This is a genomic window from Cellulomonas sp. ACRRI (assembly GCF_022346185.1).
Lineage (GTDB): Bacteria > Actinomycetota > Actinomycetes > Actinomycetales > Cellulomonadaceae > Cellulomonas.
In genome coordinates this window covers 1-24586 of the sequence record NZ_JAKRMS010000059.1, presented here as the reverse complement: position 1 = coordinate 24586, position 24586 = coordinate 1, and the positions used below count along the sequence as shown (strand labels likewise).

Sequence of the window (24586 nt, the reverse complement as noted above, 5' to 3'; positions counted from 1 at the left end):
CCCCACCTCCGACGCCACCCCACCCCGGATCGTCCGCCGAGATGGCAACTCTCGGCTGTGATCAGGGCGTTCGCAGCAGCCGAGAGTTGCCATCTCGGCGATCGTGGGGCGCGGGGTTGTGGGAGTGCTGCTACCGAAAGGGTCAGTGGCCCGTCGCCAGGAGCAGCAGCAGGGCCAGGTTCAGGGCCACCACCAGGACGACCACGACCACCAGGACCGCGTGCAGCCGCGCGCCGTTCGCGTGCCGGCCCATGAGGGACCGGTCCCGGTTCAGCCGGACCAGCGGGATGACCGCGAACGGGATGCCGAAGCTCAGCACCACCTGGCTCACCACCAGCGTCCACGTCGGGTCCGCGCCGACACCGAGCAGCACCAGCGCCGGGACCAGGGTGATCGCCCGCCGGACCAGCAGCGGAATCCGCCTGTGGATCAGCCCCTCCATCACAGCCGCACCGGCGTAGCAGCCGACCGACGTGGACGCGAGGCCGGACGCGAGGAGCCCGATCGCGAACACCACGCCGACGACCGGGCCGAGGGCCCCGCTGATCGCGGCGTGCGCACCCTCGATGGTGTCGGTGCCCTCGACGCCGCGGAGGTTCGCGGCCGCCAGGAGGAGCAGGCCGATGTTCACGGTGCCGGCGAGCGTGAGCGCCGCGCCGACGTCCCACCGGGTCGCCCGCAGCAGCCCGGACCGCGCCGACTCGTCCGGCACCCGGCCGAACCGGTCCCGGCTCAGCGCGGAGTGCACGTAGATGGCGTGCGGCATGACCGTGGCGCCGAGCATCGACGCCGCCAGCAGCACCGAGTCCGTGCCGGCGAACCGCGGGACGAGGCCGCCCAGCATCTCGCCCGGGTCCGGCGGGCCGACCAGCAGGCCGGCGAGGAACCCGACCACGATCACGAGCAGCAGGCCGACGATCACCGTCTCGAACCGCCGCTGCCCGTACCGGTTCTGCGTCGCCAGGAGCAGCATCGAGACGCCGCCGACGATCAGACCGCCGACCACCAGCGGGAGCCCGAACAGCAGGTTCAGCGCGATCGCGCCGCCGACCACCTCGGCGATGTCGGTGGCCGCTGCGACGACCTCGGCCTGCGCCCAGTACGCCAGCCGCGACCGGCGCCGCAGCCGCTGCCCCAGCACGCCGGGCAGCGAGTCTCCGGTGACGATGCCGAGCTTGGCGGACTGGTACTGCACCAGGACCGCCATCACGTTCGCACCGACCAGCACCCACAGCAGCAGGTAGCCGTAGCGCGCGCCGGCAGTGAGGTTCGCCGCGACGTTCCCCGGGTCCACGTAGGCGATCGCCGCCACGAAGGCAGGGCCCAGCAGGGGCAGCACGCGGCCGCGCCGCACGGCCTGCCGATCGGTCGTGGTGGTCACCGCACCTCCAAGTTCGGATATCCGAACTCAGTGTAGGCACACGAGTTCGGGTGTCCGAACTCTCCTCCGCGGCCGCGCACCGCGCACCCCTGACGAGCCGGCGCGCGGCTGGTGGACACCCAGCGGGCGCCCCGCGGATGGGGTGCGGACGGCCCGCCGCGCGGGTCAGGCCGCGGCGGCCTCGACCTCCCGGCGCCACCGGCCGTCGACCCGCGCGAACCCGACGCGCTCGAGGTAAGGCCCCGTGTCCCGCGCGTCCTCGGCGACGACGAGCGACCGCAGCCCCGTCCCGGCGAACACCCCCGACCTCCGGTAGACGAACTCGCCCGGCGCGAAGTCCCGGAACCGCGGCGTCACCCAGTCCAGCTCGACCTCCCCGACCCCGTCGCCGGCGTCCCGGACGACCACGACGCCGACGGTCTCGTCGCCCCGGAGGACCAGGTAGGCCCAGCGGGACTCACCCGCAGCATCACCCGGAAGGCCGAACGACGGGTAGTAGCGGGCGATGTCGTCCGCGTGCACCCCGAGCACGTGCCGCAGGTAGTGGTCGCCCGCGCCGACCGGCACGACCTCGTACACGTCGGCGTCGTGCCGCTCCCGCGTCAGCCGCCACAGCCAGTACGCGTCGATCACCGCGATCACGCCGTTCATCGCGGCGAACGGCCAGATGCCGACGATCGTGTTGTACGCGGTCGCGATGACGGATCCGGCGAAGTTGAGCCACCGGAACCGCAGGACGCGGGCCTGCATCAGCGACACGACGACGAGGACGGACCCGACCCACCCGATGATCTCCAGGACTGGCATGGCGCGAACCGTACCGGTCGGCGGGGCGCCCGGCCCCGGACCCGGTTCTCGTAGCGGCGCTCCGGGAACCGCGAGCCGACCCGGAAATCCGTGGCCCGCCGCGACCGCCCCGACGACCATGGGCGCCATGACCGCCTCCGCCGCCACCCGGCCGCACCTGGTCCCGCTCCCGGTGCCCGCCGGACTCGACGCCCCGGACGCCTGGCTGCTGCACGGCCTGGTGGAGGCCGCGAACGCCTCCGTGCTCGACGCCTGGGGCGACCTCGACCACGCGCGCACGCCCGGCGAGGTCCTGGCGGGCCTGCGGCACCAGGAGTACGACGAGAAGCTGCGGTTCGTCGCGCTCGACGCCCCGGTCGGGGACGGCCCCGCGGACCCCCGCCGGGTCCTCGGCTACGTCGCGCTGAACCTGCCCCGGCAGGACAACACCCACACCGGGATGATGCAGCTCGACGTCCGGCCGGAGCACCGCGGGCGCGGGGTCGGCTCGGCGCTGCACGACCTCGCGGTGGCCACGGCCCGCGACCACGGGCGGAGCATGCTGACGACGTCGACCGACCAGGCGGTCGAGCCCGACGCCGGGGTCGACACGCTCGTCCCCAGCACCGGCACCGGGCGGGTCCCCGCGGCGCACCCCGGGGTGGCGTTCCTAGCGCACCGGGGCTGGGACCTCGAGCAGGTCACCCGCCGGTCGGTGCTCGACGTGCCGCTCCCGACGGACCGCCTGGCGGCGCACGCGGCGGAGGCCGCCGCGGCGGCCGGTCCCGGCTACCGGGTCGTGCTCTGGGAGGGCCGGTGCCCCGACGAGCTGCTCGACCGGTTCGCGCTGCTGCAGACCCGGATGAGCACCGACGCCCCCGCGGGCGGCCTCGACCTGCGCGAGGACGTCTGGGACGGCGCGCGCGTGCGGGACGCCGAGCGGGCGTTCGTGGAGCGCGGGATGACCTACCGGGTCGCGGCGGCGCTGCACGAGCCGACGGGCACGCTCGCCGCGTTCACGGCGCTGGTCAGCCGGCCGGACACCGACGCGTACGTGTTCCAGGACGACACCCTCGTGCTCCGCGACCACCGCGGGCACCGGCTGGGGATGCTGGTCAAGACGGCGAACCTCGCCCGGCTGGCCGAGGTGCAGCCGGGCGCGCGCCGGGTCGGCACCTGGAACGCGGAGGAGAACGCGCACATGCTCGCGATCAACGTCGCCCTGGGCTTCCGCCCGGCCGGCGGTGCCGGCGAGTGGCAGCTCCGGCTGGGCTGACTGCCCGCCCCGGGGTCAGCCGCCGACGACCGCGACCGCGCCCTCCTCGGCCGCGAGCCGCACCCGGTCCCCCGGCTCCGGCGCCCCGGCCCCGCCCGCGGGCAGCGCCGCCGTGACCCGGGCGTCCTCGGGTTCCAGCACGGCGACGACCTCCGCCCGGCCGCGCCGGGTCCGGCGCTCCGCGACGACGGCCGCGCGCACCGGGGTCGCCGACCCGGGCTCGGGGTCGGCGGGGCCGAGCACCCGCCAGCCGCCGGCGGCCACCGCGAGCGCCGCGCCACCGCCACCCGCCGCGCCGCGGCCCGCCGCGCCGGGGCCCGCCGCGCCGCCGGCCGCCGTCCCGCCCGCCACGCCCGCGTCCAGGAACGTCCGGTACCCGAGGAACTCCGCGACCTCGCGCGACGCCGGCCGCCGCCACAGCGCCTCCGGCGCGTCGACCTGCAGCAGCCGCCCCGCCGACATGACCGCGACGCGGTCGGCCACGGTCGCCGCCTCGTCCTGGTCGTGCGTCACGAACAGCGCGGTCGTGCCGGTGGCGACGAGCGCCCGGCGCAGGTCGTCGGCCAGCCGCTCGCGCAGCGACCGGTCGAGCGCGGACAGCGGCTCGTCGAGCAGCAGCAGCCGCGGCCGGGGCGCGAGCGACCGGGCGAGCGCCACCCGCTGCCGCTCCCCGCCGGACAGCGTCGCGACGGGGCGCCGGTCGTAGCCGGGCAGCCCGACGAGGTCCAGCAGCTCCGCGACCCGCTCGGCCCGGGCGTCCCGGGGCAGTCCCCGCAGCCCGTAGGCCACGTTGCCCGCGACGTCCCGGTGCGGGAACAGCTGCCCGTCCTGGAACACCAGCCCGAACCCGCGCCGGTGCACCGGCACCGCGGCCAGGTCGGTCCCGTCCCAGGTCACGTCGCCGGAGGTCGGCGGCTCCAGTCCCGCGACGGCCCGCAGCAGCGACGACTTCCCGCAGCCCGACGGCCCGAGCAGCGCCAGGACCTCGCCGACCGGCACGTCGAGCGTGACCCCGGCGACGGCGGTCACCTCCGGCGCACCGCGGCCCGCCCTCGGGTAGCGCACGACGAGGTCGCGCACCGCCAGCCCGCGACCCGCCGGACCCGCCCCGACCCCCGTCCCCGTCACAGCTCTCCTCCCGCCGGCCCGCGGAACCGCTCCGCGAGCGCCATCACCCCGGCCGTCAGCACCGCGAGCACCACGCTCGCCGCCAGGGCCATGCCGTAGTTGTCCGCGCCCGGCTGCCCGATCAGCCGGAAGATCACCACCGGCAGCGTCGGCAGGTCGGGCCGGGCGAGGAACGACGTCGCGCCGAACTCACCGAGCGACACCGCGAACGCGAACCCGACGGCCAGGCCGATCGACCGCGCCGCCAGCGCGCCGTCGACGCCGAGGAGCACCCGCCCGGGCCCGGCGCCCAGCGTCCCGGCGGCCTCCCGCAGCCGCGGGTCGATCGCCCGGAGCACGGGCAGCACCGTCCGTACCACCAGCGGCACGGCGACCACCGCCTGCACGATCGGCACCAGGATCCCGCTGCTGCGCAGGTCGGTCGCGATGCCGAACGGGTGGCCCAGGGTGAGCAGCGCACCGAACCCGACCGTCACCGCGGACACCCCGAGCGGCAGCATGAACACCCCGTCCAGCACCCCGACGGCGCGGCGGGCCGCCCGGCGCCGGGGGCGCCGGGACACCACGAGCGCGACCAGGCAGCCGACCAGCAGGGCGAGCAGCGTGGCGTCCACGGCGATCCGCAGCGAGTTGCCGAGCGCCTCCCAGACGGTGACCGTGAGCGCGTTCCGGCCGCCCGTCGTGCCGAGCGCCCGGTAGTGGTCGAGCCCCCAGCGGTCGCCGGTGCGCAGGGAGCCGAGCAGCAGCGCGCCGAGCGGCAGCGCCAGCAGGACCAGCACCCCCGCGGTCACGACCGCGGGTGCCCAGTGCGGCCGCCGGGGCCCCGCACCGGAGGACCCCGGGGCCACGAGGGACAGGGCCCGCTCCCGGCGCGCCCGCGCCCGCCCCGCGACCGCCAGCGCCGCCACGACCACGACCACCTGCACCACCGACAGCACCGCCGCGGCGCGCAGGTCGAGGAACTGCGTGGTCTGGATCCAGATCTCCGTCTCGACGGTGCCGTACCGCATCCCGCCGAGCACCAGCACGGTGCCGAACGCGGTCGCGCAGAACAGGAACACCAGCGACGCCGCGGAGACGATCGCGGGCGTGAGCGCCGGCAGCGTCACGGTCCAGAACGCGCGGGCGGGCGAGGCGCCGAGGGACCGGGCGGCCTGCTCGGGGCGCGGGTCGAGCCGCTGCCACAGCCCGCCGACCGTCCGCACCACCACGGCGTAGTTGAAGAACACCAGCGCGGCGACGATCGCCGCGAACGTGCCGTCCAGGTGCAGGAACCCCAGCGGGCCGTTCTCCCGGAGCAGCGCCCGGAAGGCGACGCCGACCACCACGGTCGGCAGCACGAACGGCACCGTGACGAACGCGCGCAGCGCCCCGACCCCGCGGAACCGGCACCGGTACAGCACGTACGCGCCGGGGACGCCGAGCAGTACGGACAGCACGGTGCCGATCGCGCCCTGGGCGAGCGTCAGCCCGATGATCCGCCAGGTCCGGGGGCGGGAGAACACGTCGGCGAACCCCGACAGGTCCAGCGACCCGTCCGGCAGGAAGCCCCGCCCGACCAGGGACAGCACGGGCCAGGCGAAGAAGGTGCCGAGGAACGCCAGCGGAACGGCGGCGGCGAGCACCCAAGCCCCCACCCGGCCGAGCGCCCAGCCGCGGGACGGCGCCCGCAGCGGGGCCCGGCCCGCGGTGCCGCCGCCCGGGTCCCCGGCTCCCGGGCGCGCGGGCACCCCCGGCCGGCCGGTGCCGGTCGGGGGCGTCCGCGTCGCCGTGCTCATGTCGTCCGCCGGTCCCGGGTCGTCAGCCCACGACCAGGTCGGTCCACTCGCGGACCCAGGCGTCGCGGTTCGCCGCGATGTCGTCGAGCGGCACCTCGAACGGCGCGTCCGACAGCGGGGCCCACCGCGCCCAGTCGTCGGGCAGGTCGACGGCCGTGCTCACCGGGTACATGTACATGGACCCCGGGATGTCGGCCTGCACGGCGTCGGACAGCAGCCAGTCGACCAGCTGCTGCGCACCCTCGGGGTTCTGCGCGCCGGCCAGCACGCCCGCGTACTCGACCTGCCGGAAGCAGGTGCCGAGCAGCGCGCCGGTGGTCGGCTCGCCGCCGCCCTCGGGGATCGTCTCGGGCGGGCTGGACGCGTAGGACAGCGCGATCGGCCGCGGGCCCCCGCCGCCACCTCCCGAGAAGTCGGTGTAGTACGCGTCCGACCAGCCCTCGGCGACCTTCAGCCCGTTGGCCGTCAGGTCGGACCAGTACTGCTGCCAGCCGTCCTCGCCGAACGCGCCCACGGTCGCCAGCAGGAACGCCAGGCCCGGGCTGCTGGTCGCCGCGTTCGTGACGACGGTCAGGTCCTTGTACTGCGGGTCCGTCAGGTCCTCGAGCGACGTCGGCTCCGCGATCCCGCGCTCGGCGAACCAGGCGTGGTCGACGTTCAGGCAGACGTCGCCCATGTCGACCGCGGTGAGCGAGTGCGACGCGTCCGGGGCGTACTGCGCGGCGTCGGCCGCCGCGGGCGCCTGCGACTCGTACGGCTCCAGCACGCCCTCGTCGATCGCCCGCGACGCGAAGGTGTTGTCGATGCCGTAGACCACGTCGCCGAGCGGGGCGTCCTTGGTGAGGATCAGCTGGTTGACCAGCGCGCCGCCGTCGCCGGGCGCGACCTGCTTCACGGTCAGCCCGGTGTCGGCCTCGAACTGCTCCAGGAGCCCGTCGCTCACGTGGAACGAGTCGTGCGTGACCAGCGTGACGGTCCCGCCGGCGGAGCCGGAGGCCTCGCCCGACGTCGCGTCGGAGCCCGGGCCCGACCCGGTCACGGAGCAGGCCGTCAGGGCCAGGACGCCCGCGAGGGCGGTCAGGCCGGCCGCGGTGGTGCGCCGGGGTGCCCGGCGGCGTGCGCGCGTGCGCGCCATGGTGGTTCCTCCTCGATGTGCACCGAGGGGGCCGCACCGCGCAGGCGCGCCCCGGGGGGCACGACGGCGCGGGGCGACTGAGATCCCGACTCCCTACGCCGGTGCTAACCGGATCAGGTGCGAGGGTCTGCGGATTCCGTCCGCACTCTCAGCGTCGGTCGGCCCGCGGTGTGACGCGCGGCCCGGGACGCTCCCCTGTCGTTCGCCGACGACACTACACCGGCGCGGCGCGCCCCCGTCCGGCACCGGCTGACCTGCGCGGGCGCACCGGCGGCGCTAGCGTGGGGCGGAGCACAGCCGTCCCGACGCAGGAGGTCCCGTGGCCGACGAAGAGACCCAGTCCACGTTCGCGAAGATCACCGGCCTGGTGGTCGCGGGCGCCGTCGCCTGGATCGCGGGCAAGGCCGTGGACGCGGCGTGGAAGGCGGCGTCCGGCCACAAGCCGCCGAAGCCCGAGGACGACGACGACCCGCGCATCGCCGAGGTCGTCGCGGCGGCCGCGGTCACCGCGGCCGCCGTCACGGTCGCCCGGGTGTTCGCCACCCGCGGCACCAAGAAGTTCGTGGAGCGGGTCGACAAGAACCGGCGGCTGCCGAAGGCCTGACGCCCGGGCCGTCCACGGCCGGAGGTCCCGCCGGGCGGCTCCGGCCGAGCCCTAGCCTGAGCACCCGCGTCCCCGACGAAGGTGCAGGTCAGCCGTGCCCCAGCCCCCCGCCGTGCCCATCGGAACCGGACGCTCCGTGCACACCGTCGACGACGTGCTGGCGCTCATGGACCTGCTGTTCGCCGAGCGCGCCGACCGGTGGACCGACCGTGGCGGGGCCGACTTCTGGGACCGGTTCTACGCCGACCGGGACCGCCCCGTGCCGTTCTTCCGCTGGGCCCCGGACGAGAGCCTGGTCGCGTGGGCGGCCGACGACCGGCTCCCCCTCGGCCCCGGCACCCGCGTGCTCGAGCTCGGCTGCGGCCCCGGCCGGAACGCCGTCTGGCTCGCGGAGCAGGGCTGCTCCGTGGACGCGCTCGACCTGTCCGCGACGGCGGTCGCCTGGGGCCGGGAGCGCGCCGCCGCCGCGGGGGTGGACGTGCGGTTCGCGCGCGCCGACATCTTCGCCTGGGAGCCGCCCGCCGAGCGGTACGACCTGGTCTACGACTCCGGCTGCTTCCACCACCTGCCGCCGCACCGCCGGGTGTCCTACCGCTCGCTGCTGGAGCGCACCGTGCGGCCGGGCGGCCGGTTCGGGATCGCCTGCTTCGCGACGGGCGAGGCCGGCGCGCACGACGACCGCGGCGGCACGGTGGCCGGCGACCTCGACCTGTACCGCGACGGCGGCCTGGGCGGCGGGCTCGCCTACGCGGCGGACGACCTGCGTCGGGCGTTCGGGTGGCTGGACGAGGTCGAGCTGCGCCGGATGCGCCCGGCGGCGGACCCCGCGTCACCGTTCGGCGAGGACTTCCTCTGGGCCGGGCTGTTCCGCCGCTGAGCCGTCAGCCCCGCGAGCCGGACCCCGGCGCGTCCTCCGGCGGCGTGCCGCGCCGGCCGGCCTCGTCCTGCGCCTCGGTGAGCTCGTCCACGACCAGCAGGTCGCGGCGCACCTTCCCCGTGCGGTAGCCCGCGCGGCCGACCAGGTGCGCGGCGACCGGCGCCGTGAGCATCTGGAACAGCGCGACGAGCACGAGCGCCCACACCGCGCCGCCGGACCGCAGGCGCAGCGACAGCCCGATCAGCACGAGGATCAGCCCGAGCACCTGCGGCTTGGTGCCCGCGTGCATCCGGGACAGCAGGTCGGGGAACCGCAGCACGCCCACGCCGGCGGCGAGCGCCAGCAGCGCGCCGCCGATGAGGCAGATCGAGGCCACGACGTCGGCGACCACGTCCCAGTCCCAGCTCATCGGGCGCTCCCCTCGTCGTGCTCCCCGGGCCCGTGCTCGTCGACGTGCGCGTCGTCGCCGTGCTCGCGCCGGTCCTCGTCCGCCACGACCTCGGCCGGCCGTGCCTCGTCGCCGTGCGCGGCGTGCTCGGCGCGGACCTCCGCGGGGTCGGCCGCGGGCCGCGGCGCGTCGGTGGCGGCACCCTCGGCCTCGCGGGCCCGGCGCGCGCGGCGGGCCTCCTCGGCCTCCTCCTCGGCGCGGATCCGCTCGGCCTCCTCGGCGGCGATCTCCTCGCGGGTGCGGACCCGGCCCTCGCCCGCGGGCTCGACCGACGCGAACCGGGCGATGGTGGTCGAGCCGACGAACCCGACCAGGGACAGCACCACGAGGATCGGCACCACGTCCGCGCGCCGCTCGGCCGAGGCGTACAGCGCGACGGCCGCGACGACGACCGTCACGAGGATGTCGAGCGCGACGGTCCGGTCGAGCATCGACGGCCCGCGCTCGGCCCGGATCAGGGCCAGCGCGCCGGCGACGGTCAGCAGCACGGCGCAGGTCAGCAGCACGGCGGTCACGCGCGCACCTCCTGGCGTCGGGAGGACCGGCCGCCGGGCGCCAGGCCCGCCTCCCGGAGCTCGTCGTCCGAGGCGAAGGCGCGCAGCACCCGCTCCTCCTGGTCGAGGACGTTCTGCCGCGCGCGCTCCACGCCGCCGGACTGCTCGACGTCGAGCACGTGCAGGTAGAGCATGCCGGTCAGCCGGTGCGCCTCGACCACGAGCGAGCCCGGCACCAGCGAGCAGAGCTCGGCGGTCATCGTCAGGTACAGGTCGGAGTGGTTGCGGAGCTGGACGCCGATGACGGCGCCGCGCGGGGTGTGGCGCGGCCGCAGGGCGACCCAGGAGACCTCGACGGACGCGTGCAGCAGGTCCCAGGCGAACCGGCCGACCAGGACCAGCAGCGGCCAGGGCCGCACGGTCCCGTGGAAGTCGATCGGGGTCATGCGCAGGAGGCCGGTGACGGCCACCGCGATGACGGCCCCGGCCAGCACGTTGCCGACGGACAGGTCGCCCCAGAGCAGCACCCAGACCACGACCAGCCAGACCATCGTCGGCCACTGGGCCGCCAGCTTCTTCCGGCGCGGGTGCAGGCTCACGCGTCGTCCTCCCCGTGCGCGACGTCGACGGACTCCCCGGAGCCGCGGCCGCCCTCCGGCAGCACGGACTGGATGTACACCGAACGGTCGTCCAGCGCGGCGGCGGCGCGCTCGGCGTAGCCGTACAGCGGCCCGGCGCCGACGGTCAGCGCGAGGCCGAGCACGACGAGGGCAGCGGCGGAGCCGACCATGCCCTTCGGCAGCGTGGCGTCCGGCAGCGGCTCGGGCGGGGTCTGCCAGAACGCCTTGTTCCACGCCTTGATGAGCGCGTAGAGCGTGAGCAGCGAGGTGACGACGCCGCCGACCACGAGGGTCAGCGCCAGCCACGACCCGTCGGCGACGCCGGCCTGCAGCAGCCCGACCTTGCCGAGGAACCCGGACAGCGGCGGGATGCCGCCGAGGTTCATCGCCGGGATGAAGAACAGGATCGCGAGCACCGGCGCGAGCTTCGCCAGGCCGCCCAGGGAGTCCAGCGACGTGGAGCCGCCCCGGCGCTCGATGAGGCCCGCGACCAGGAACAGCCCGGTCTGCACGATGATGTGGTGCGCGACGTAGTAGATCGACGCGGACCAGCCGGCCTGCGAGGCGAGCGCGATGCCGAACAGCATGTACCCGATGTGGCTGACGAGCGTGAACGACAGCAGTCGTTTCAGGTCGTCCTGCGCCACCGCGCCGAGGATGCCGACCACCATGGTCGCGAGCGCCGCCCACATGAGGACGTCGTCCATCCGGCCCTCGGGGAACAGCAGGGTCTGCGTGCGGATGATCGCGTAGACACCGACCTTGGTGAGCAGGCCGGCGAACACGGCCGTCACGGGCGCGGGCGCCGTCGGGTAGGAGTCGGGCAGCCAGGCGGACAGCGGGAAGATCGCCGCCTTGATCCCGAACGCCAGCAGCAGCATGACCTGCAGCAGCAGCCGCACCCCGGGGTCGATCTCCGGCAGCCGCTCGGCGAGCTGCGCGAGGTTCACCGTGCCGGCGGCCGCGTAGGTGAGCGCGATCGCGATGAGGAACAGCAGCGAGGACAGCAGCGCGACGACGACGTAGATGCTGCCCGCGCGGATGCGCTCGCCGGTGCCGCCGAGCGTCAGCAGCACGTACGAGGCGGCGAGCAGGATCTCGAAGCCGACGTAGATGTTGAACAGGTCGCCGCTGAGGAACGCGTTCGCGACGCCCGCCGCCAGGATCAGGTACGTCGGGTGGTAGATCGACACGGGCGCGGCCTCGTCGCCGTCGGCCTCGCCCTGGGCCAGCGAGTACAGCTGGACGCAGAGGGTCACCGCCGCGGAGACCGTGAGCATGAGGGCCGACAGCCGGTCCGCGACCAGGTCGATGCCGACCGGGGCCGCCCAGCCGCCGATGTCGACCACCAGCGGCCCGTCGTCGGCGAGGACCAGGAGCGTGGCGGCGACGACCAGCACGATGCTGAGCGCGATCACGCTGATGATCCGCTGCAGCCGCGGCCGGCGGTACAGGGCGAGCGCCAGGCCGGCGCCGAACAGCGGGACGACGACGGGCAGCGGCACCAGCCAGGTGTACTCGGTCATCGGCTGCCCTCCCCGCGGCGGTCGGTCGGTCGGTCGTGCTCCCCGGCGCGGGCCCCCACGCCGGCCGGCCCCGGCCCGCCCTCGTCCGTCTCGTCCCGGGTCTCGGCCGCCTCCTCGTCGAGGGTGGTGGTCGAGTCCTCGGTGTCCGCGTCCTCGAACGCGCGCTCGTCGCGGGCGGCGAGCCGCGCGATGCGGCGGTCCTCGACGTCGTCCTGCACCTCGTCGTGCCGGTGCAGCTGCCAGGACCGGTAGGCCATCGCCAGCAGGAAGGCCGTCATGCCGAGGGTGATGACGATGGCGGTCAGCACCATCGCCTGCGGCAGCGGGTCGGCCATGTCCCGCTCGAGCTCCAGGCCGACCAGCGGCGGACGACCCGCGGCGCCGCCCGCGACCAGGAACAGCAGGTTCGCGCCGTTGCCGATGAGGATCACCCCGATCAGCACCCGGGACAGGCTGCGCTCCAGGAGCAGGTACACGCCCGCGGTCACCAGGACGACGATCACGCCGACCAGGACCAGGTTGGGGCTCATGTCGATCATCGGGGGCCCTCCCGGTCGTCGTGGCGGTGCTCGACCAGGCCGGCGGCGACCGCGTCCACCCGGACCTCCTCGGCGGGCTCGGCGTCGCCGCCGACCGCCTCGGGGTCGCCGTCCTGCTCGGCCTGCCGGTCGATCTCGGCGCCGAGGCTGCGCAGGATGTCGAGCACCAGGCCGACGACCACCAGGTAGACGCCGACGTCGAAGAACAGCGAGGTCACCAGGTGCAGCTCGCCGATCACCGGCAGCGAGATGTCGATGATCCAGGACTGCAGCACCGTGCCGCCGAAGATCAGCGCGCCCAGGCCGACGCCCGCGGACAGGAACAGGCCGCTGCCGAGCAGCAGACCCGGCTGCACCGGGGCCGCCTCGCCGAGCTCGTACCGGCCGCCGGCCAGGTACCGGACGATGAGCGCGATGCCCGTGACGAGGCCCGCCGCGAACCCGCCGCCCGGGGCGTTGTGCCCGGAGAACAGCAGGAACAGCGAGTACACGATCATCGTGTGGAACAGCAGGCGCACCACGACCTCGAACACCACGGACCGGCGCCGCGGGGCCAGGGTCCGTCCGGCGCGCAGCCACTCGCGGGGCTGGTAGCCGGCGCGGGCCTCGACGGGCCTGCGGAGCGCGGCCTGCGGGTCGTCCTCGCTCCCCCACACCGCGCGGTGCTCGGGCGCGTCGCCGGCGCGGAAGATCGCGCCCGACCGCTTGCGGAGGAACACCAGGGACGCGACGCCGGTCGCCGCGACCAGGAGCACCGAGATCTCGCCCATCGTGTCCCACGCGCGGATGTCGACCAGGGTCACGTTGACGATGTTCTTGCCGCCGCCGAACGAGTACGCCTCCTCGGCGAAGTCGACCGACACCGGGATGTGGATGCGGGCGCTCGGCACGATCAGCGCGAGCGCGCCGACGGTCAGGCCCACCGACAGCGCCACGACCAGGCGGACCCACCGGGAGGCGACCAGCGGCCGGTCGGAGAAGTACGGGGGCAGCCGGCGCATCACGAGCACGAACACCACCAGGGTCACCGTCTCGACCAGCACCTGGGTCAGCGCGAGGTCCGGGGCGCCGTGGAGCAGGAACAGCGCCGCGATGCCGTAACCGGACACGCCGAGCAGGATGACGGCCTTGAGCCGGCGGCGGGCCCGGGCGACCAGCACGGCGGCGACCGCGACGAACGCGCCGATCACGAGCTGCGCGGGCCGGTCCCACGGCCGGGTCTCGGTCGGCAGCGACGTGAACCGGACCAGCGGGACGCCGACGGTCACGACGAACACCACGAGGATGCCGCCGAGGTAGAAGGGCAGCGAACCGCGCTGGGTGATGGCGGTGACGTCGGCGGCCACGTCGTCCAGGCGGCGCATGAACCGGCGGTACACCCGGTCCGCCTCGGGCACGTGCGGGACGGCCGCCTGGGCCGCCTCGACCGGGCCACGGGCCAGGAACAGCAGCACGCCGACCGCGAGCACGGCGGCGGTGATCGCCAGGGTCGGGGTGAACCCGCCCCAGAGCAGCAGGTGGCCCGGCTCGCCCTCGGGGTACAGGTCGGCCTGGGGCGCCAGCAGCTCGTCGCCGACCTTCGGGGCCAGCGCCACCACGAGGCCGAGCACCGCGAGCAGCATCGCGGGCCACACGAGCAGCAGCGAGGGCCGGCCGACGGCGGCGGGCTCCGCGCGGTCGTCGTCCGCCGGGGCGTCGAGCTCGGGGACGCTGCGCTCCTCGCGCGCGGCGGGCTCGTGCTTCGCGGCCCGCGCCTCGCGGGCGAGGGTCAGCGCCTTCACCGCGGCGGGCGACAGCACCGGCTTGGTGGCGAACGCGCCCCACCACAGCCGCAGGCCGTACGCGACGGTCAGGGCCGAGCCGACCGCGACCAGCACCAGCACGGCCAGGTCGAGGGGGTGGCCGCCGTGGCCCAGCGCCTCGAGCGCGGCCTCCTTCGCGACGTACCCGGCGAACGGCGGGGCGCCGATCATCGACAGCGTGGCCAGCGCACCCGCGGTCGCCGTGATGGGCAGCGCGCGGCCGACGCCGGACAGCCGGCGCAGGTCGCGGGTGCCGGTCGCCGCGTCGACGACGCCGACCACGAGGAACAGGGCCGCCTTGAACATGGCGTGCGCGCCGACGAGGGCGAGGCCCGCGAGCGCGGTCGCCTTCGTGCCGTAGCCGACCAGCAGCACGATGAGGCCCAGCTGGCTGACCGTGCCGAACGCGAGGATCAGCTTGAGGTCGTGCTGCCGGAGCGCACGGTAGCCCCCGAGCAGCAGCGTGCCGCCGCCGAGCACCACCACCATCCACCGCCAGGCGGGCAGCTCGGAGTAGGCCGGGGCGAACCGCGCGACCAGGTACACGCCGGCCTTCACCATCGCGGCGGCGTGCAGGTACGCGGACACCGGGGTCGGGGCGGCCATCGCGGCCGGCAGCCAGAAGTGCGTCGGGATCAGCGCGGCCTTGCTCATCGCGCCGACCAGCAGGCAGACCACCGCGGCGGTGACCATCGCGCCGTGCGGGGGGTCCGCGAGCGTCTCGGAGATCCGGTAGGTGCCGGCCGCCTCGCCCAGCAGGATCACGCCGACCAGCATCGTCAGGCCGCCCGCCGTGGTGACGACGATGGCCTGCATCGCCGCCCTGCGGCTGGCCTTGCGCTCGTGGTAGTGCCCGATGAGCAGGTAGGAGAAGACCGTGGTCAGCTCCCAGAAGACGAACAGCAGCAGGGTGTCGTCGGCCGTGACCAGGCCGAGCATCGCGCCGGCGAAGGCGACCAGCACCCCGCTGAACCGGCCGAGACCGCTCGCGCCCGCCTTGAAGTAGGCCGAGCAGTAGACCAGGACGATCGCGCCGACGCCGCCGACCAGCAGCGACATCAACCACGAGAGCGTGTCCAGCCGGAAGGACAGCTCCATGCCGAGGCCGTGGATCCACGGGACCACCTGCGTCGGCCCGTCGCCGTCCAGCACGCGGCCGGTGAGGGAGAGCGCCCACACCGCCACCGCGGCGGGGGCGAGCGCGAGCACCCAGAACGCCTTGCGGCCGATCCACGCGACGAGCGCGGGCGCGACCAGGGCAGCGACGAGGTGCACCGCGAGGAGCTGCAGCACGTCCGCTCCGTCCTGTCGTGGGCGGGTGGTCGGTCGGTCGGTCGCGCCGACCCGGGCCCACGGTGGCCCTGGGGCGCCCGCGGCGGTTCGACGGCTGTGGTGTTGTCAGCGGGCAGGTACAGGGACGCACGGCGACACCGCGCACGCAAGCGTGCGGAGGCCGACCGTGGTCGAGGGATTACCTGGACTCTATCAAGTGATGGCCCAGCACCACCGGGCGCCGGGCGTGTGGGACCTCACCCGGGACCTCCGGTCGCGGGGCCCCGCGCCCCGGGCGATTAGCGTGACCACGTGGACCTGCTGCGGATGACCTGCCTCGTCGTGGCGCTCGTCGCGACCGTCGTCGAGGTCGCGACGTTCGCCCTCGGCGCACGGCGGCTCACCCGCACGATCCGCGTCGGCCGCCCGGCGCCGGGCCGGCTGCGCCCGGTCGGCCGGCGCGCGTGGCTCGTCGTGCGGGAGATGGTCGGGCACGGGCGGTTCCAGCACACCCCGGTGGTCCGCGCCGCGCACTGGGTCGTCATGGTGTCGTTCCCGGTGCTGTTCTTCACGCTGGTCGCCGGGTACGCGCAGGTGGTCGACCCGCGGTGGGCGCTGCCGCTGCTGGGGCACCTGGCGCCGTGGGAGTGGGTCACCGAGGGGATCGCCTGGCTGTCGCTCGCCGGCATCCTCGCGCTGATCGCGGTGCGGGTGCGCCGGACGCCGCGCGGGCTGCCCGCGACGCCCGCACGGGCCGTGGCGGCCGTCGGGGCGGGGACCGGGGACGGGTCGGGGCCGGTGCCCGACCCGGGTGCGCTGCCGCAGCGGCGGTCCCGGTTCTTCGGCTCGAGCACGGCGCAGGCCGTGGTGGTCGAGGCGACCGTGCTGCTCGTGGTCCTGGCCGTCCTGCTGCTGCGCGGGCTGGAGCACGAGCTCGCGGTGCGCGACGGCTCCGCGCTCGCGAGCGCCTGGCACTTCCCGACCACCGCCTGGATCGGCGGGCTGTGGTCCGGCGCCTCGACCGGGGCCGTCGAGGCGGCCGTGGTGGTGTGCGCCACCGTGAAGATCCTGGTGTCGATGGCGTGGTTCGTCGTCGTCGGGCTCCAGCCCACGATGGGCGTCGCCTGGCACCGGTTCCTGGCCGTGCTGAACGTCTACGCGCGCCGGTCCGCGTCGGGCGCGCCCGCGCTGGGCCCGCTGGAGCCCGTGCGGGTCGGCGGGCGGGACCTCGACGTCGCCGCGCTCGAGGACCTGCCGGACGACGCGCGGCTCGGCGCCCGCGCGGTCGAGGACCTGACCTGGAAGCAGCTGCTCGACGTCACGACCTGCACCGAGTGCGGGCGGTGCCAGGACCAGTGCCCCGCGTGGGCCACCGGCAAGCCGCTGTCCCCGAAGCTCGTCACGCTCGCGCTCCGGGATCACGCGGCCGCGACGGCGCCCTACCTGCGGGCCGCCCGCGCCGGGGCCGAGGTCGAGCCCGGGCACGTGGACGTCGACCTGGTCGCGTCCGGCGTGATCGACGCGGACGCGCTGTGGGCGTGCACCACCTGCGGCGCGTGCGTCCAGCAGTGCCCCGTCGACATCGAGCACGTCGACACGATCGTCGACATCCGGCGGTACCAGACCCTCATGGAGTCGGCGTTCCCCGCGGAGCTCGGGGGCACGTTCACCAAGCTCGAGCGCCGCGGCAACCCGTGGGGCCTGCCCGCGCGGCAGCGGCTCGACTGGGCGAAGGGGCTGCCGTTCGACGTGCCGGTGGTCGGGGCCGACGTCGCCTCCGCCGCCGAGGTCGACTACCTGTTCTGGGTGGGCTGCGCGGGGGCCTACGAGGAGAAGGCGAAGCGGACCACCCGCGCGGTCGCCGAGCTGCTGCACACCGCGGGCGTGACGTTCGCGGTGCTCGGCGACGGCGAGGGCTGCACCGGCGACCCGGCGCGGCGCGCGGGCAACGAGGTGCTCTACCAGATGCTCGCCTCCGCGAACGTGGAGACGCTGGCCGCCGCCGGGGCGCGCGCCGTCGTCGTCACCTGCGCGCACTGCTTCAACACGCTGTCCCGGGAGTACCCGCAGCTCGGCGGGCGGTACGACGTCGTGCACCACACCGAGCTGCTGGACCGGCTGGTCGGCGAGGGGCGGCTGACGCCGGTCGCGGCGCCGGACGCCGAGGCGCAGCGCGTGACCTACCACGACCCGTGCTACCTCGGCCGGCACAACGAGGTGTACGAGCCGCCGCGCGAGCTGCTCGCCGGGCTGCCCGGCGTGGAGGCCGTCGAGATGCCGCGCACGCGGGAGCGGTCGTTCTGCTGCGGCGCCGGCGGGGCGCGGATGTGGCTCGAGGAGTCCATCGGCACCCGCATCGGCACCGCGCGGGCCGAGGAGGCGATCGCGACCGGCGCCGACGTCGTGGCGACCGCGTGCCCCTACTGCACGGTGATGCTGACGGACGGCGTGGCGGCGGCGGGCGCGGGGGCCGCGGGCGCAGCGGGTGACGTCGACCGCGGCACGGTCGGTGTCCCGGAGGTCACCGACATCGCCCTCCTCCTCCTGGACCGCGTCCGCGCCGCCCGCTGACCCGCCGCACCCGCCGAGATGGCAACTCTCGGCTGTGCGGCGTCCCTCGCGCCCAACCGAGAGTTGCCATCTCGCCGAGTCTGCAGAGCGCGCCTCCGCGCACGCGGGCGCGCACAGGCCAGGAGTGGAGACTCGGGGGGACGGGCGTGGCGCGGGTGTCAGCGCGGGGCGGAGCGGCGGGCGCGGACGGCGCGGACCGCCACCACCACGCCCGTCAGCACCAGCAGCACGCCGATGCCCTGCAGCCCCGGGGAATCGTCCGCCTCGCCGGCGACCACCGCCGCGGCGCCGAGCAGGACGGCGAGGGCGGCGAGCACGTACGGCATGGGGACCTCCGGGGCAGCCGCGCGCGGCGGGTCCGCGACGCACGATCGACTGTCGACCGTGATCGATCGACGGTCAACCGATCGCACCGGACCCACGCACACCCTCCACCGAGCACGCCGCGCGAGAGGGGGCGCGCGGGGGCCGGGGTCAGAGGGCGGTGGCGCGGCGCAGGGTCACGAACGACACGAGCGCCGCGGCGACCGCGACGACGGCGCCCACCGCGGCGGCGTGCTGGGTGCCCGCGTCGAACGCCAGGCGGGCCGACTCGAGCAGCGCCTCGCCCGTGCCGGCGCCGACCTCGCCCGCCACCCCGGTCGCGCCGCCGAGGGTCTCGCCCGCGGCGTGCGCCTGGTCCGCCGTCAGCGTCTCCGGCAGCACGACGCGGGCCCGGTAGGTCGCGTTCAGCACCGAGCCCAGGATCGCGACACCGAGGGTGGTGCCGAGCTCGTAGGCCGTCTCGGAGATCGCCGACGCGGCACCGGCCTTCTCCGGGGGGACGGCCGTGGTGATCTGGTCGTTGGTCAGCGTCTCCGCGAGCCCGACGCCGACTCCCATGACCACGAACGTGACGGCGACGGTCGCCGGCGTCGGCACGTCCCCGACCAGGGTCAGCACGCCGTAGCCGACGGCGGCGAGCAGGAAGCTCGACCCGATGAGCACGCCCGGCCGGACGTACCGCACCAGCCGCACCGCGAGCAGGCCGGCGGCGACGGACGCGACCAGCCCCGGCAGCAGCACCAGGCCCGCGTCCATCGGGCTGAGCCCCGCCGCGAGCTGGAGGAACTGGGACACGATCACCAGCAGGCCGGAGAACCCGAGCACGGAGAGCAGGTTGGCCGACACCGCGCCGGAGAAGACCGGGTTGGTGAACAGCCGGACGTCGAGCATCGGGGAGGCGAGCCGGCGCTGCCGCCGGACGAACGCCCAGCCGGAGGCCAGGCCCACGAGCACGGCGGCGCCGGTGCTCGCCGTCAGGCCGTGCTCGCCGGACGCGATGATCGCGTAGACCAGCGGCAGCATGGTCGCGAGCGCGAGCACGCTGCTCCACGGGTCGAGCGGGCCGGGAGCGGGGTCCTTCGACTCGGGGACGAGCGCGACCGCCAGCGGCAGCAGCGCCAGCAGCACCGGCACGTTGAGCAGGAACACCGAGCCCCACCAGAAGTGGGTGAGCAGCGCGCCGCCCACGATCGGGCCGAGCGCGGCGCCGCCGGCGAAGCCGGAGGCCCAGATGGCGATGGCGAGCCGCCGCTGCGCCCGGTCGAGGAACACGTTGCGGATCAGCGACAGCGTGGACGGCATCAGCGTGGCGCCGAACAGGCCCAGCGCGGCGCGCGCGGCGATCAGCATCGCAGGGCTGGTCGACCAGGCCGCGAGGAGCGACACGACGGCGAACCCGGTCGCCCCGATCATCAGCAGGCGCTTGCGCCCGACCCGGTCGCCCAGGCTGCCCATCGGCACGAGCAGGCCCGCGAGCACGAGCGGGTACGCGTCGACGATCCACAGCAGCTCGGATCCGGACGCCCCGAGCGCGGCGGTGATCGAGGGCAGCGCGAAGCTCAGCACCGTGTTGTCCACGGAGATGAGCAGCACCGGGAGCATCAGCACGGACAGCACGGCCCAGGGCCGCACGGGGCGGCCGCGGTGCTGCAGCGTGGTGGCGGGCGTGGTGGTGCGGGGGCCGGTGGTGACCGGGGCGGACATGACAAGGACCTCGTTCGTCGGTGGTGATCGACGGCAACTGTACCGTCCGGACGGTATAGCGTCACGGCCGGTACGGTCATTCCCATGTCCGCGACCCGCGACCGCCTCCTCGACGCGTTCGAGGGCCTGCTGATCGCGCACGGGCCGCGCGCCGCCACGCTGGACGCCGTCGCCGCCGCGGCCGAGGTGTCGAAGGGCGGCCTGCTCTACCACTTCCCCAGCAAGGCCGCGCTGGTCCAGGGCCAGCGCGAGCGGCTCGCGGCGCTCGGCGAGGCCGACGTCGCCGCCATGCGCGCCGCCCCCGAGGGCGCCAGCGAGTACTACCTGCGCGAGTCGCAGCAGTCCGGCGGGCCGCTCGACCGCGCGCTGATCGCCTTCGCCCGGCTCGCCGACGAGGCGGGCGGCGACGCCACCGCCGTCCTCGACGACCTGCGCCGGCACTGGTTCGAGGCGCTGGCCGACGAGCTCGGGGACCCGGCGCTCGCCCACGTGGTCCAGCTCGTGGGCGACGGCATGTACTACAACGCGGTCACCGGGGTGCGGGACGACACCGCCCTCGCCGACGCCCGCGCCGTCCTCGGCCGGCTGCGCGGAGCCTGAGCGCCCGCTCCCCGGGACGACGACGGCCCCGCGGCGGGGCCGCGGGGCCGTCGGAAGCGGTGTGCCGCCCGGTGCGGAGGGCACCGGGCGGGACGGGTCCGGCGCGTCAGATCCGCACGCGCCGGGGGTTGCTCACGCTCGTCCAGGTGATGTCGTCGAACTCGGTCTCCGACGCCTGCTGGTCCGTCGTGCTCATCTCCATGACTCGCCCCCCTCGATCCGGTGTGTCGGTGCCATCCTGCGTCGCCCGCCCGCCCGGCGCACCCCCGGCGGGTGAACTCCGCGTAAAACCTCCCGTGCCGTTCTCACCCCCGGCTCGTGGGACCGACGTCCCGACCGATCCCGCTGACGCGCATGGCATCACGCGCGTGATCAGCGCCGCGCCCCACGGAGAACCCGTCCACGGCTCGATCGACGGCGACGCGGCGTGCCACCATGGCTCGGACGCCGAACGGTCAGGTGGTGACATGACGACCTCAGCCCTCACGACGCCCTCGCCCGCGGACTCCGCGGGCGTGAGCACTCCCGCGGGTCCCCGGCCCTACGCCGAGACCCCGGAGGCCGTGCTCGCCGAGCTGGGCAGCACGCCCACGGGCCTGCCCGAGGAGGAAGCCGGGCGCCGTCTCGCGGAGCACGGCCCCAACCGGCTGCCGGACCAGCCGGGCAGGAGCTGGCTGCGCCGGCTGCTGGGCCACTTCGACGACGTGCTCATCTACATCCTGCTCGCCTCCGCGGTGCTCAAGGCGCTCCTCGGCGACTGGATCGACTTCGCGGTCATCCTCGCCGTCGCCGTGATCAGCGCCGCGCTCGGCTTCCTGCAGGAGGGCCAGGCCGAGCGGGCGCTCCAGGGCATCCGGACCATGCTGTCCCTCGACGCCCAGGCGCTCCGGGACGGCGAGTGGCGGGTGGTCGACGCCGACACCCTCGTCCCGGGCGACGTCGTGCGCGTGCGCTCCGGCGACCGGGTGCCCGCCGACGTCCGGCTGATCGAGTCCACGAACCTCCAGGTCGAGGAGGCCGCCCTCACCGGCGAGTCCGTCCCCGCGAGCAAGCACGTCGACCCGGTGGGCGCCGACGCCGGCCTGGGCGACCGCGCCTCGATGCTGTACTCGAGCACGATCGTCACGGTCGGCACGGGCACGGGCGTCGTCACCGCGACCGGGGCCGGCACCGAGATCGGCCGGATCCAGTCGCTCATCGCGGACGCCTCGGACGACCTCGACACCCCGCTGTCGCGCAAGCTCGCCCAGTTCGGCAAGACCCTGTCGCTGGGCATCCTCGGCATGGCCGCGTTCATGCTGGTGGTCGGGCGGGTCATCCACGACTGGGACGTGCCGGAGCTCATCTCGGCGGCGATCGGCTTCGCGGTCGCGGCCGTGCCGGAGGGCCTGCCCGCACTGGTCACGGTCACCCTGGCGCTGGGCGTGCAGCAGATGGCGCGGCGCAACGCGATCACCCGCAAGCTCACCGCCGTCGAGGCGCTGGGCTCGGTGACCACGATCTGCTCGGACAAGACCGGCACCCTCACCAAGAACGAGATGACGACGCGCACCGTCGTCACCAGCGCCGCGACCTACGAGGTCGAGGGCCTCGGCTACGCGCCGGAGGGCAGGATCACGCGGGACGGGGCGCACGCCCCGCTGGACGCGCACCCGGACCTCGCCGTGCTGATCGCCACCGCGGCCTCCGCCAACGACGCCCGGATCGTCCAGGACGGCGGGCTCTGGAAGGTCGTGGGCCAGCCGACCGAGGGCGCCATCGCGACCCTCGCGCTCAAGGCCGGGGTGGACCTCGCGGGCGTCGAGCGGCTCGCCGTGCTGCCGTTCGAGTCCGCCACGAAGTACACGGCCACGCTCAACCGCGTCCCCGGTGCCGGCACCCGGATCCGCGTCGTCGGCGCCCCGGACCGGCTGCTCGACCGGTGCAGCCACCAGCGCGCCGCCGACGGCGGCACCGAGCCGCTGGACCGCGCCCGGTGGGAGGCCGTCATCGACGGGCTCGCGTCCCAGGGCCTGCGGACGCTGGCCGCCGCCGAGCGCCCGGTCGCCGACGGCACCAGCACCCTCGACGTCGCCGACGTCGAGGACGGCCTCGTCTTCCTCGGCATGTTCGGCATCGTCGACCCGCCGCGGCCCGAGGCCGTGCAGGCCATCGCGGACTGCCACCGCGCCGGCATCCGGGTCAAGATGATCACCGGCGACCACGTCGGCACCGCGACCGCCATCGCCCGCGAGCTCGGCATCGCCGCCGCGGACGGCGACGTGCACGCGCTCACCGGAGCCGAGCTCGAGGCGATGACCCAGGAGCAGCTGCGCCAGCGGGTCCAGGACGTCGACGTGTACGCGCGCACGAGCCCGGAGCACAAGATCCGGATCGTGCGGGCCCTGCAGTCGCACGACGAGGTCGTGGCCATGACCGGCGACGGCGTGAACGACGCCCCCGCGCTCACCCGGGCCGACATCGGCATCGCGATGGGCATCAAGGGCACCGAGGCCACCAAGGAGGCCGCGGACATCGTCCTCGCGGACGACAACTTCGCCACCATCGAGCGGGCCGTCGAGGAGGGGCGGCGGATCTACGACAACATCGCCAAGTCCGTCGTCTTCCTGCTGCCCACCAACGGCGCGCAGTCGCTCGTCATCCTGGTCGCGGTGCTGTTCGGGCTGACCCTGCCGCTCTCGCCGGTGCAGATCCTGTGGGTCAACCTCGTCACGGCCGTCACGCTCTCGCTCGCGCTGGCCTACGAGCCGGCCGAGCCCGGCGTGATGTCCCGGCCGCCGCGCGCCGCCGGGGGCTCGGTCATCTCGGGCCGGTCCCTGCGGCAGGTCGTCATCGTCTCGCTGCTCATCGGCGGCGCCACCCTGGCGGTGTTCTTCATCGAGGACGCCCGCGGCACGGACTACGCCGTCGCCCAGACCACCGCCGTGACGATGCTCGCGCTCGGGCAGCTCGCGTACCTGTTCAACTGCCGGTTCCTCGGCGAGTCCAGCCTCACCCTGCGGGTGCTGCGCGGGAACCGGGTGGTGTGGCTGGCGACCGGCGCGCTGATCGCGCTGCAGGTCCTCTTCACCTACGTGCCGTTCATGAACGCCTGGTTCGACTCGGCGCCCATCGGCCTGCGGGAGTGGGGGCTGACCCTCGGGTTCGCGATCGTGGTGTTCCTGCTGGCCGAGGGCATGAAGGCGGTGACCCGGGCGATCGACGCCCGGGCCGCGACCCGGACCGCCGCCGGGGCGGCGGGCGCACCCGCCGCGGTCCCGGGCGCCCCCGTCCCCGGGGCGGTGCCGCTCGCCGACGCCGCGTCCCGGCTGCCCGAGCTGGTGCACGCCGTCGAGCACGGCGACGAGGTCACCCTGACCCGGGACGGGCGCCCGGTGGCGCGGCTCGTCGCGGTGGCGGGCGCCGCCCGGCGGACCAGCGGCCGGGGGTCCGCCGCCGGCGCGACGGTCGCCGCGAACGTGAGCACGACGGCGATCCAGCTGACGCCCCCGGACGAGGCCGGCGCGCCCGCCGGGGACGTCGCGACGGACGTCCCCGTGGCTCCCCCCGCGCCCGTCGCGGCGGAGCCCGAGCCGGCCGCGCCGACCCGGGTGAGCACGCGCCCGGCCGAGGCCGCGCCGGACGTGCCGGCGCCGGCGACCACGGACGCGACCATCGTCCTCGACCCGGTCCCCGCGGCCGACCCCGGGCCCGCCCCGGCCGCGGGGACCGGGTCGAGGAC

Annotated in this window: 19 protein-coding genes, 1 pseudogene and 1 riboswitch; of the genes and pseudogenes, 7 read left to right on the top strand and 13 right to left on the bottom strand. The window is 75.4% G+C overall.

Annotation, left to right across the window (positions count from 1 at the left end; genetic code table 11):
• Nucleotides 1-142: 142 nt before the first annotated feature.
• Both MHY85_RS11915 and MHY85_RS11910 read right to left on the bottom strand, forming a co-directional pair.
• Complete coding sequence (locus MHY85_RS11915; RefSeq protein ID WP_239196546.1) at nt 143-1381, bottom strand: Nramp family divalent metal transporter; 1239 nt, start codon at nt 1379-1381, stop codon at nt 143-145.
• 165 nt (nt 1382-1546) lie between these two features.
• Entirely contained in the window at nt 1547-2188 is a 642-nt protein-coding gene (locus MHY85_RS11910) for a hypothetical protein (protein WP_239196544.1), read from the bottom strand.
• 127 nt (nt 2189-2315) lie between these two features.
• Between MHY85_RS11910 and MHY85_RS11905 the strand changes: the two genes are divergently transcribed.
• The gene (locus MHY85_RS11905; RefSeq protein ID WP_239196542.1) at nt 2316-3443 is read left to right on the top strand and encodes a GNAT family N-acetyltransferase; all 1128 of its coding nucleotides are present in this window, start codon (nt 2316-2318) and stop codon (nt 3441-3443) included.
• A gap of 15 nt (nt 3444-3458) precedes the next feature.
• On the opposite strand, the gene MHY85_RS11900 is transcribed toward MHY85_RS11905, so the two are convergent.
• From MHY85_RS11900 to MHY85_RS11890, 3 genes are read right to left on the bottom strand one after another with little or no spacing between them, the layout of a single operon-like run.
• A complete protein-coding gene (locus MHY85_RS11900) occupies nt 3459-4571 on the bottom strand; it encodes an ABC transporter ATP-binding protein (RefSeq protein WP_239196540.1) in 1113 nt (370 codons plus the stop codon).
• Nucleotides 4568-6349: an iron ABC transporter permease gene (locus MHY85_RS11895; protein WP_239196538.1), complete on the bottom strand. Its 1782-nt coding sequence runs from the start codon at nt 6347-6349 to the stop codon at nt 4568-4570. Before MHY85_RS11895 ends, MHY85_RS11900 begins: the two co-directional genes overlap by 4 nt.
• A 22-nt stretch (nt 6350-6371) precedes the next feature.
• Nucleotides 6372-7484, bottom strand: a complete 1113-nt coding sequence (locus MHY85_RS11890; protein ID WP_239196536.1) for a thiamine ABC transporter substrate binding subunit — start codon at nt 7482-7484, stop codon at nt 6372-6374.
• 73 nt (nt 7485-7557) lie between these two features.
• Nucleotides 7558-7691: riboswitch (TPP riboswitch) on the bottom strand.
• Between the two features lie 112 nt (nt 7692-7803).
• Between MHY85_RS11890 and MHY85_RS11885 the strand changes: the two genes are divergently transcribed.
• A complete protein-coding gene (locus tag MHY85_RS11885) occupies nt 7804-8088 on the top strand; it encodes a DUF4235 domain-containing protein (protein WP_158370717.1) in 285 nt (94 codons plus the stop codon).
• A 112-nt stretch (nt 8089-8200) separates the two neighbouring features.
• A complete protein-coding gene (locus MHY85_RS11880; RefSeq protein WP_239196534.1) occupies nt 8201-8965 on the top strand; it encodes a class I SAM-dependent methyltransferase in 765 nt (254 codons plus the stop codon).
• A gap of 4 nt (nt 8966-8969) precedes the next feature.
• Here the strand turns inward: MHY85_RS11880 and mnhG are convergent, their stop codons facing one another.
• Genes mnhG through MHY85_RS11850 form a run of 6 tightly spaced genes read right to left on the bottom strand, consistent with a single transcriptional unit; the run spans nt 8970 to nt 15687 of the window.
• Nucleotides 8970-9374 (bottom strand): monovalent cation/H(+) antiporter subunit G, encoded by a 405-nt coding sequence (mnhG, locus tag MHY85_RS11875; protein ID WP_239196532.1) that lies wholly within the window; start codon nt 9372-9374, stop codon nt 8970-8972.
• The gene (locus MHY85_RS11870) at nt 9371-9928 is read right to left on the bottom strand and encodes a monovalent cation/H+ antiporter complex subunit F (protein ID WP_239196530.1); all 558 of its coding nucleotides are present in this window, start codon (nt 9926-9928) and stop codon (nt 9371-9373) included. The genes mnhG and MHY85_RS11870 overlap by 4 nt, the downstream gene beginning before the upstream one ends.
• Nucleotides 9925-10506: a Na+/H+ antiporter subunit E gene (locus tag MHY85_RS11865; protein WP_239196528.1), complete on the bottom strand. Its 582-nt coding sequence runs from the start codon at nt 10504-10506 to the stop codon at nt 9925-9927. Before MHY85_RS11865 ends, MHY85_RS11870 begins: the two co-directional genes overlap by 4 nt.
• Nucleotides 10503-12053 (bottom strand): Na+/H+ antiporter subunit D, encoded by a 1551-nt coding sequence (locus MHY85_RS11860; protein WP_239196526.1) that lies wholly within the window; start codon nt 12051-12053, stop codon nt 10503-10505. The genes MHY85_RS11865 and MHY85_RS11860 overlap by 4 nt, the downstream gene beginning before the upstream one ends.
• The gene (locus tag MHY85_RS11855) at nt 12050-12592 is read right to left on the bottom strand and encodes a Na(+)/H(+) antiporter subunit C (protein WP_239196524.1); all 543 of its coding nucleotides are present in this window, start codon (nt 12590-12592) and stop codon (nt 12050-12052) included. Before MHY85_RS11855 ends, MHY85_RS11860 begins: the two co-directional genes overlap by 4 nt.
• Nucleotides 12589-15687, bottom strand: coding sequence for a Na+/H+ antiporter subunit A (locus MHY85_RS11850; protein WP_239196522.1), 3099 nt, complete (start codon nt 15685-15687; stop codon nt 12589-12591). Before MHY85_RS11850 ends, MHY85_RS11855 begins: the two co-directional genes overlap by 4 nt.
• A gap of 291 nt (nt 15688-15978) precedes the next feature.
• Here MHY85_RS11850 and MHY85_RS11845 point away from each other — a divergent pair, with 291 nt between their 5' ends.
• Entirely contained in the window at nt 15979-18237 is a 2259-nt protein-coding gene (locus MHY85_RS11845; RefSeq protein ID WP_239196520.1) for a (Fe-S)-binding protein, read from the top strand.
• 158 nt (nt 18238-18395) lie between these two features.
• Here the strand turns inward: MHY85_RS11845 and MHY85_RS11840 are convergent, their stop codons facing one another.
• Together MHY85_RS11840 and MHY85_RS11835 are read right to left on the bottom strand one after the other, a co-directional pair.
• On the bottom strand, nt 18396-18563 hold the full coding sequence (locus MHY85_RS11840) for a hypothetical protein (RefSeq protein WP_239196519.1): 168 nt from the start codon (nt 18561-18563) through the stop codon (nt 18396-18398).
• Nucleotides 18564-18711: 148 nt separating this feature from the next.
• Nucleotides 18712-20265: an MFS transporter gene (locus tag MHY85_RS11835; protein ID WP_239196518.1), complete on the bottom strand. Its 1554-nt coding sequence runs from the start codon at nt 20263-20265 to the stop codon at nt 18712-18714.
• 84 nt (nt 20266-20349) lie between these two features.
• Between MHY85_RS11835 and MHY85_RS11830 the strand changes: the two genes are divergently transcribed.
• The 3 genes and pseudogenes from MHY85_RS11830 to MHY85_RS22045 all read left to right on the top strand — a co-directional run.
• Complete coding sequence (locus MHY85_RS11830; RefSeq protein ID WP_239196517.1) at nt 20350-20865, top strand: TetR family transcriptional regulator; 516 nt, start codon at nt 20350-20352, stop codon at nt 20863-20865.
• Between the two features lie 467 nt (nt 20866-21332).
• Nucleotides 21333-24071 (top strand): annotated as a pseudogene (locus MHY85_RS11825) (cation-translocating P-type ATPase); the annotation flags it as partial.
• On the top strand, nt 24051-24586 hold a 536-nt coding region (locus MHY85_RS22045), incomplete at its 3' end, for a type II toxin-antitoxin system Phd/YefM family antitoxin (protein ID WP_374233518.1). The pseudogene MHY85_RS11825 and the gene MHY85_RS22045, both read left to right, overlap by 21 nt.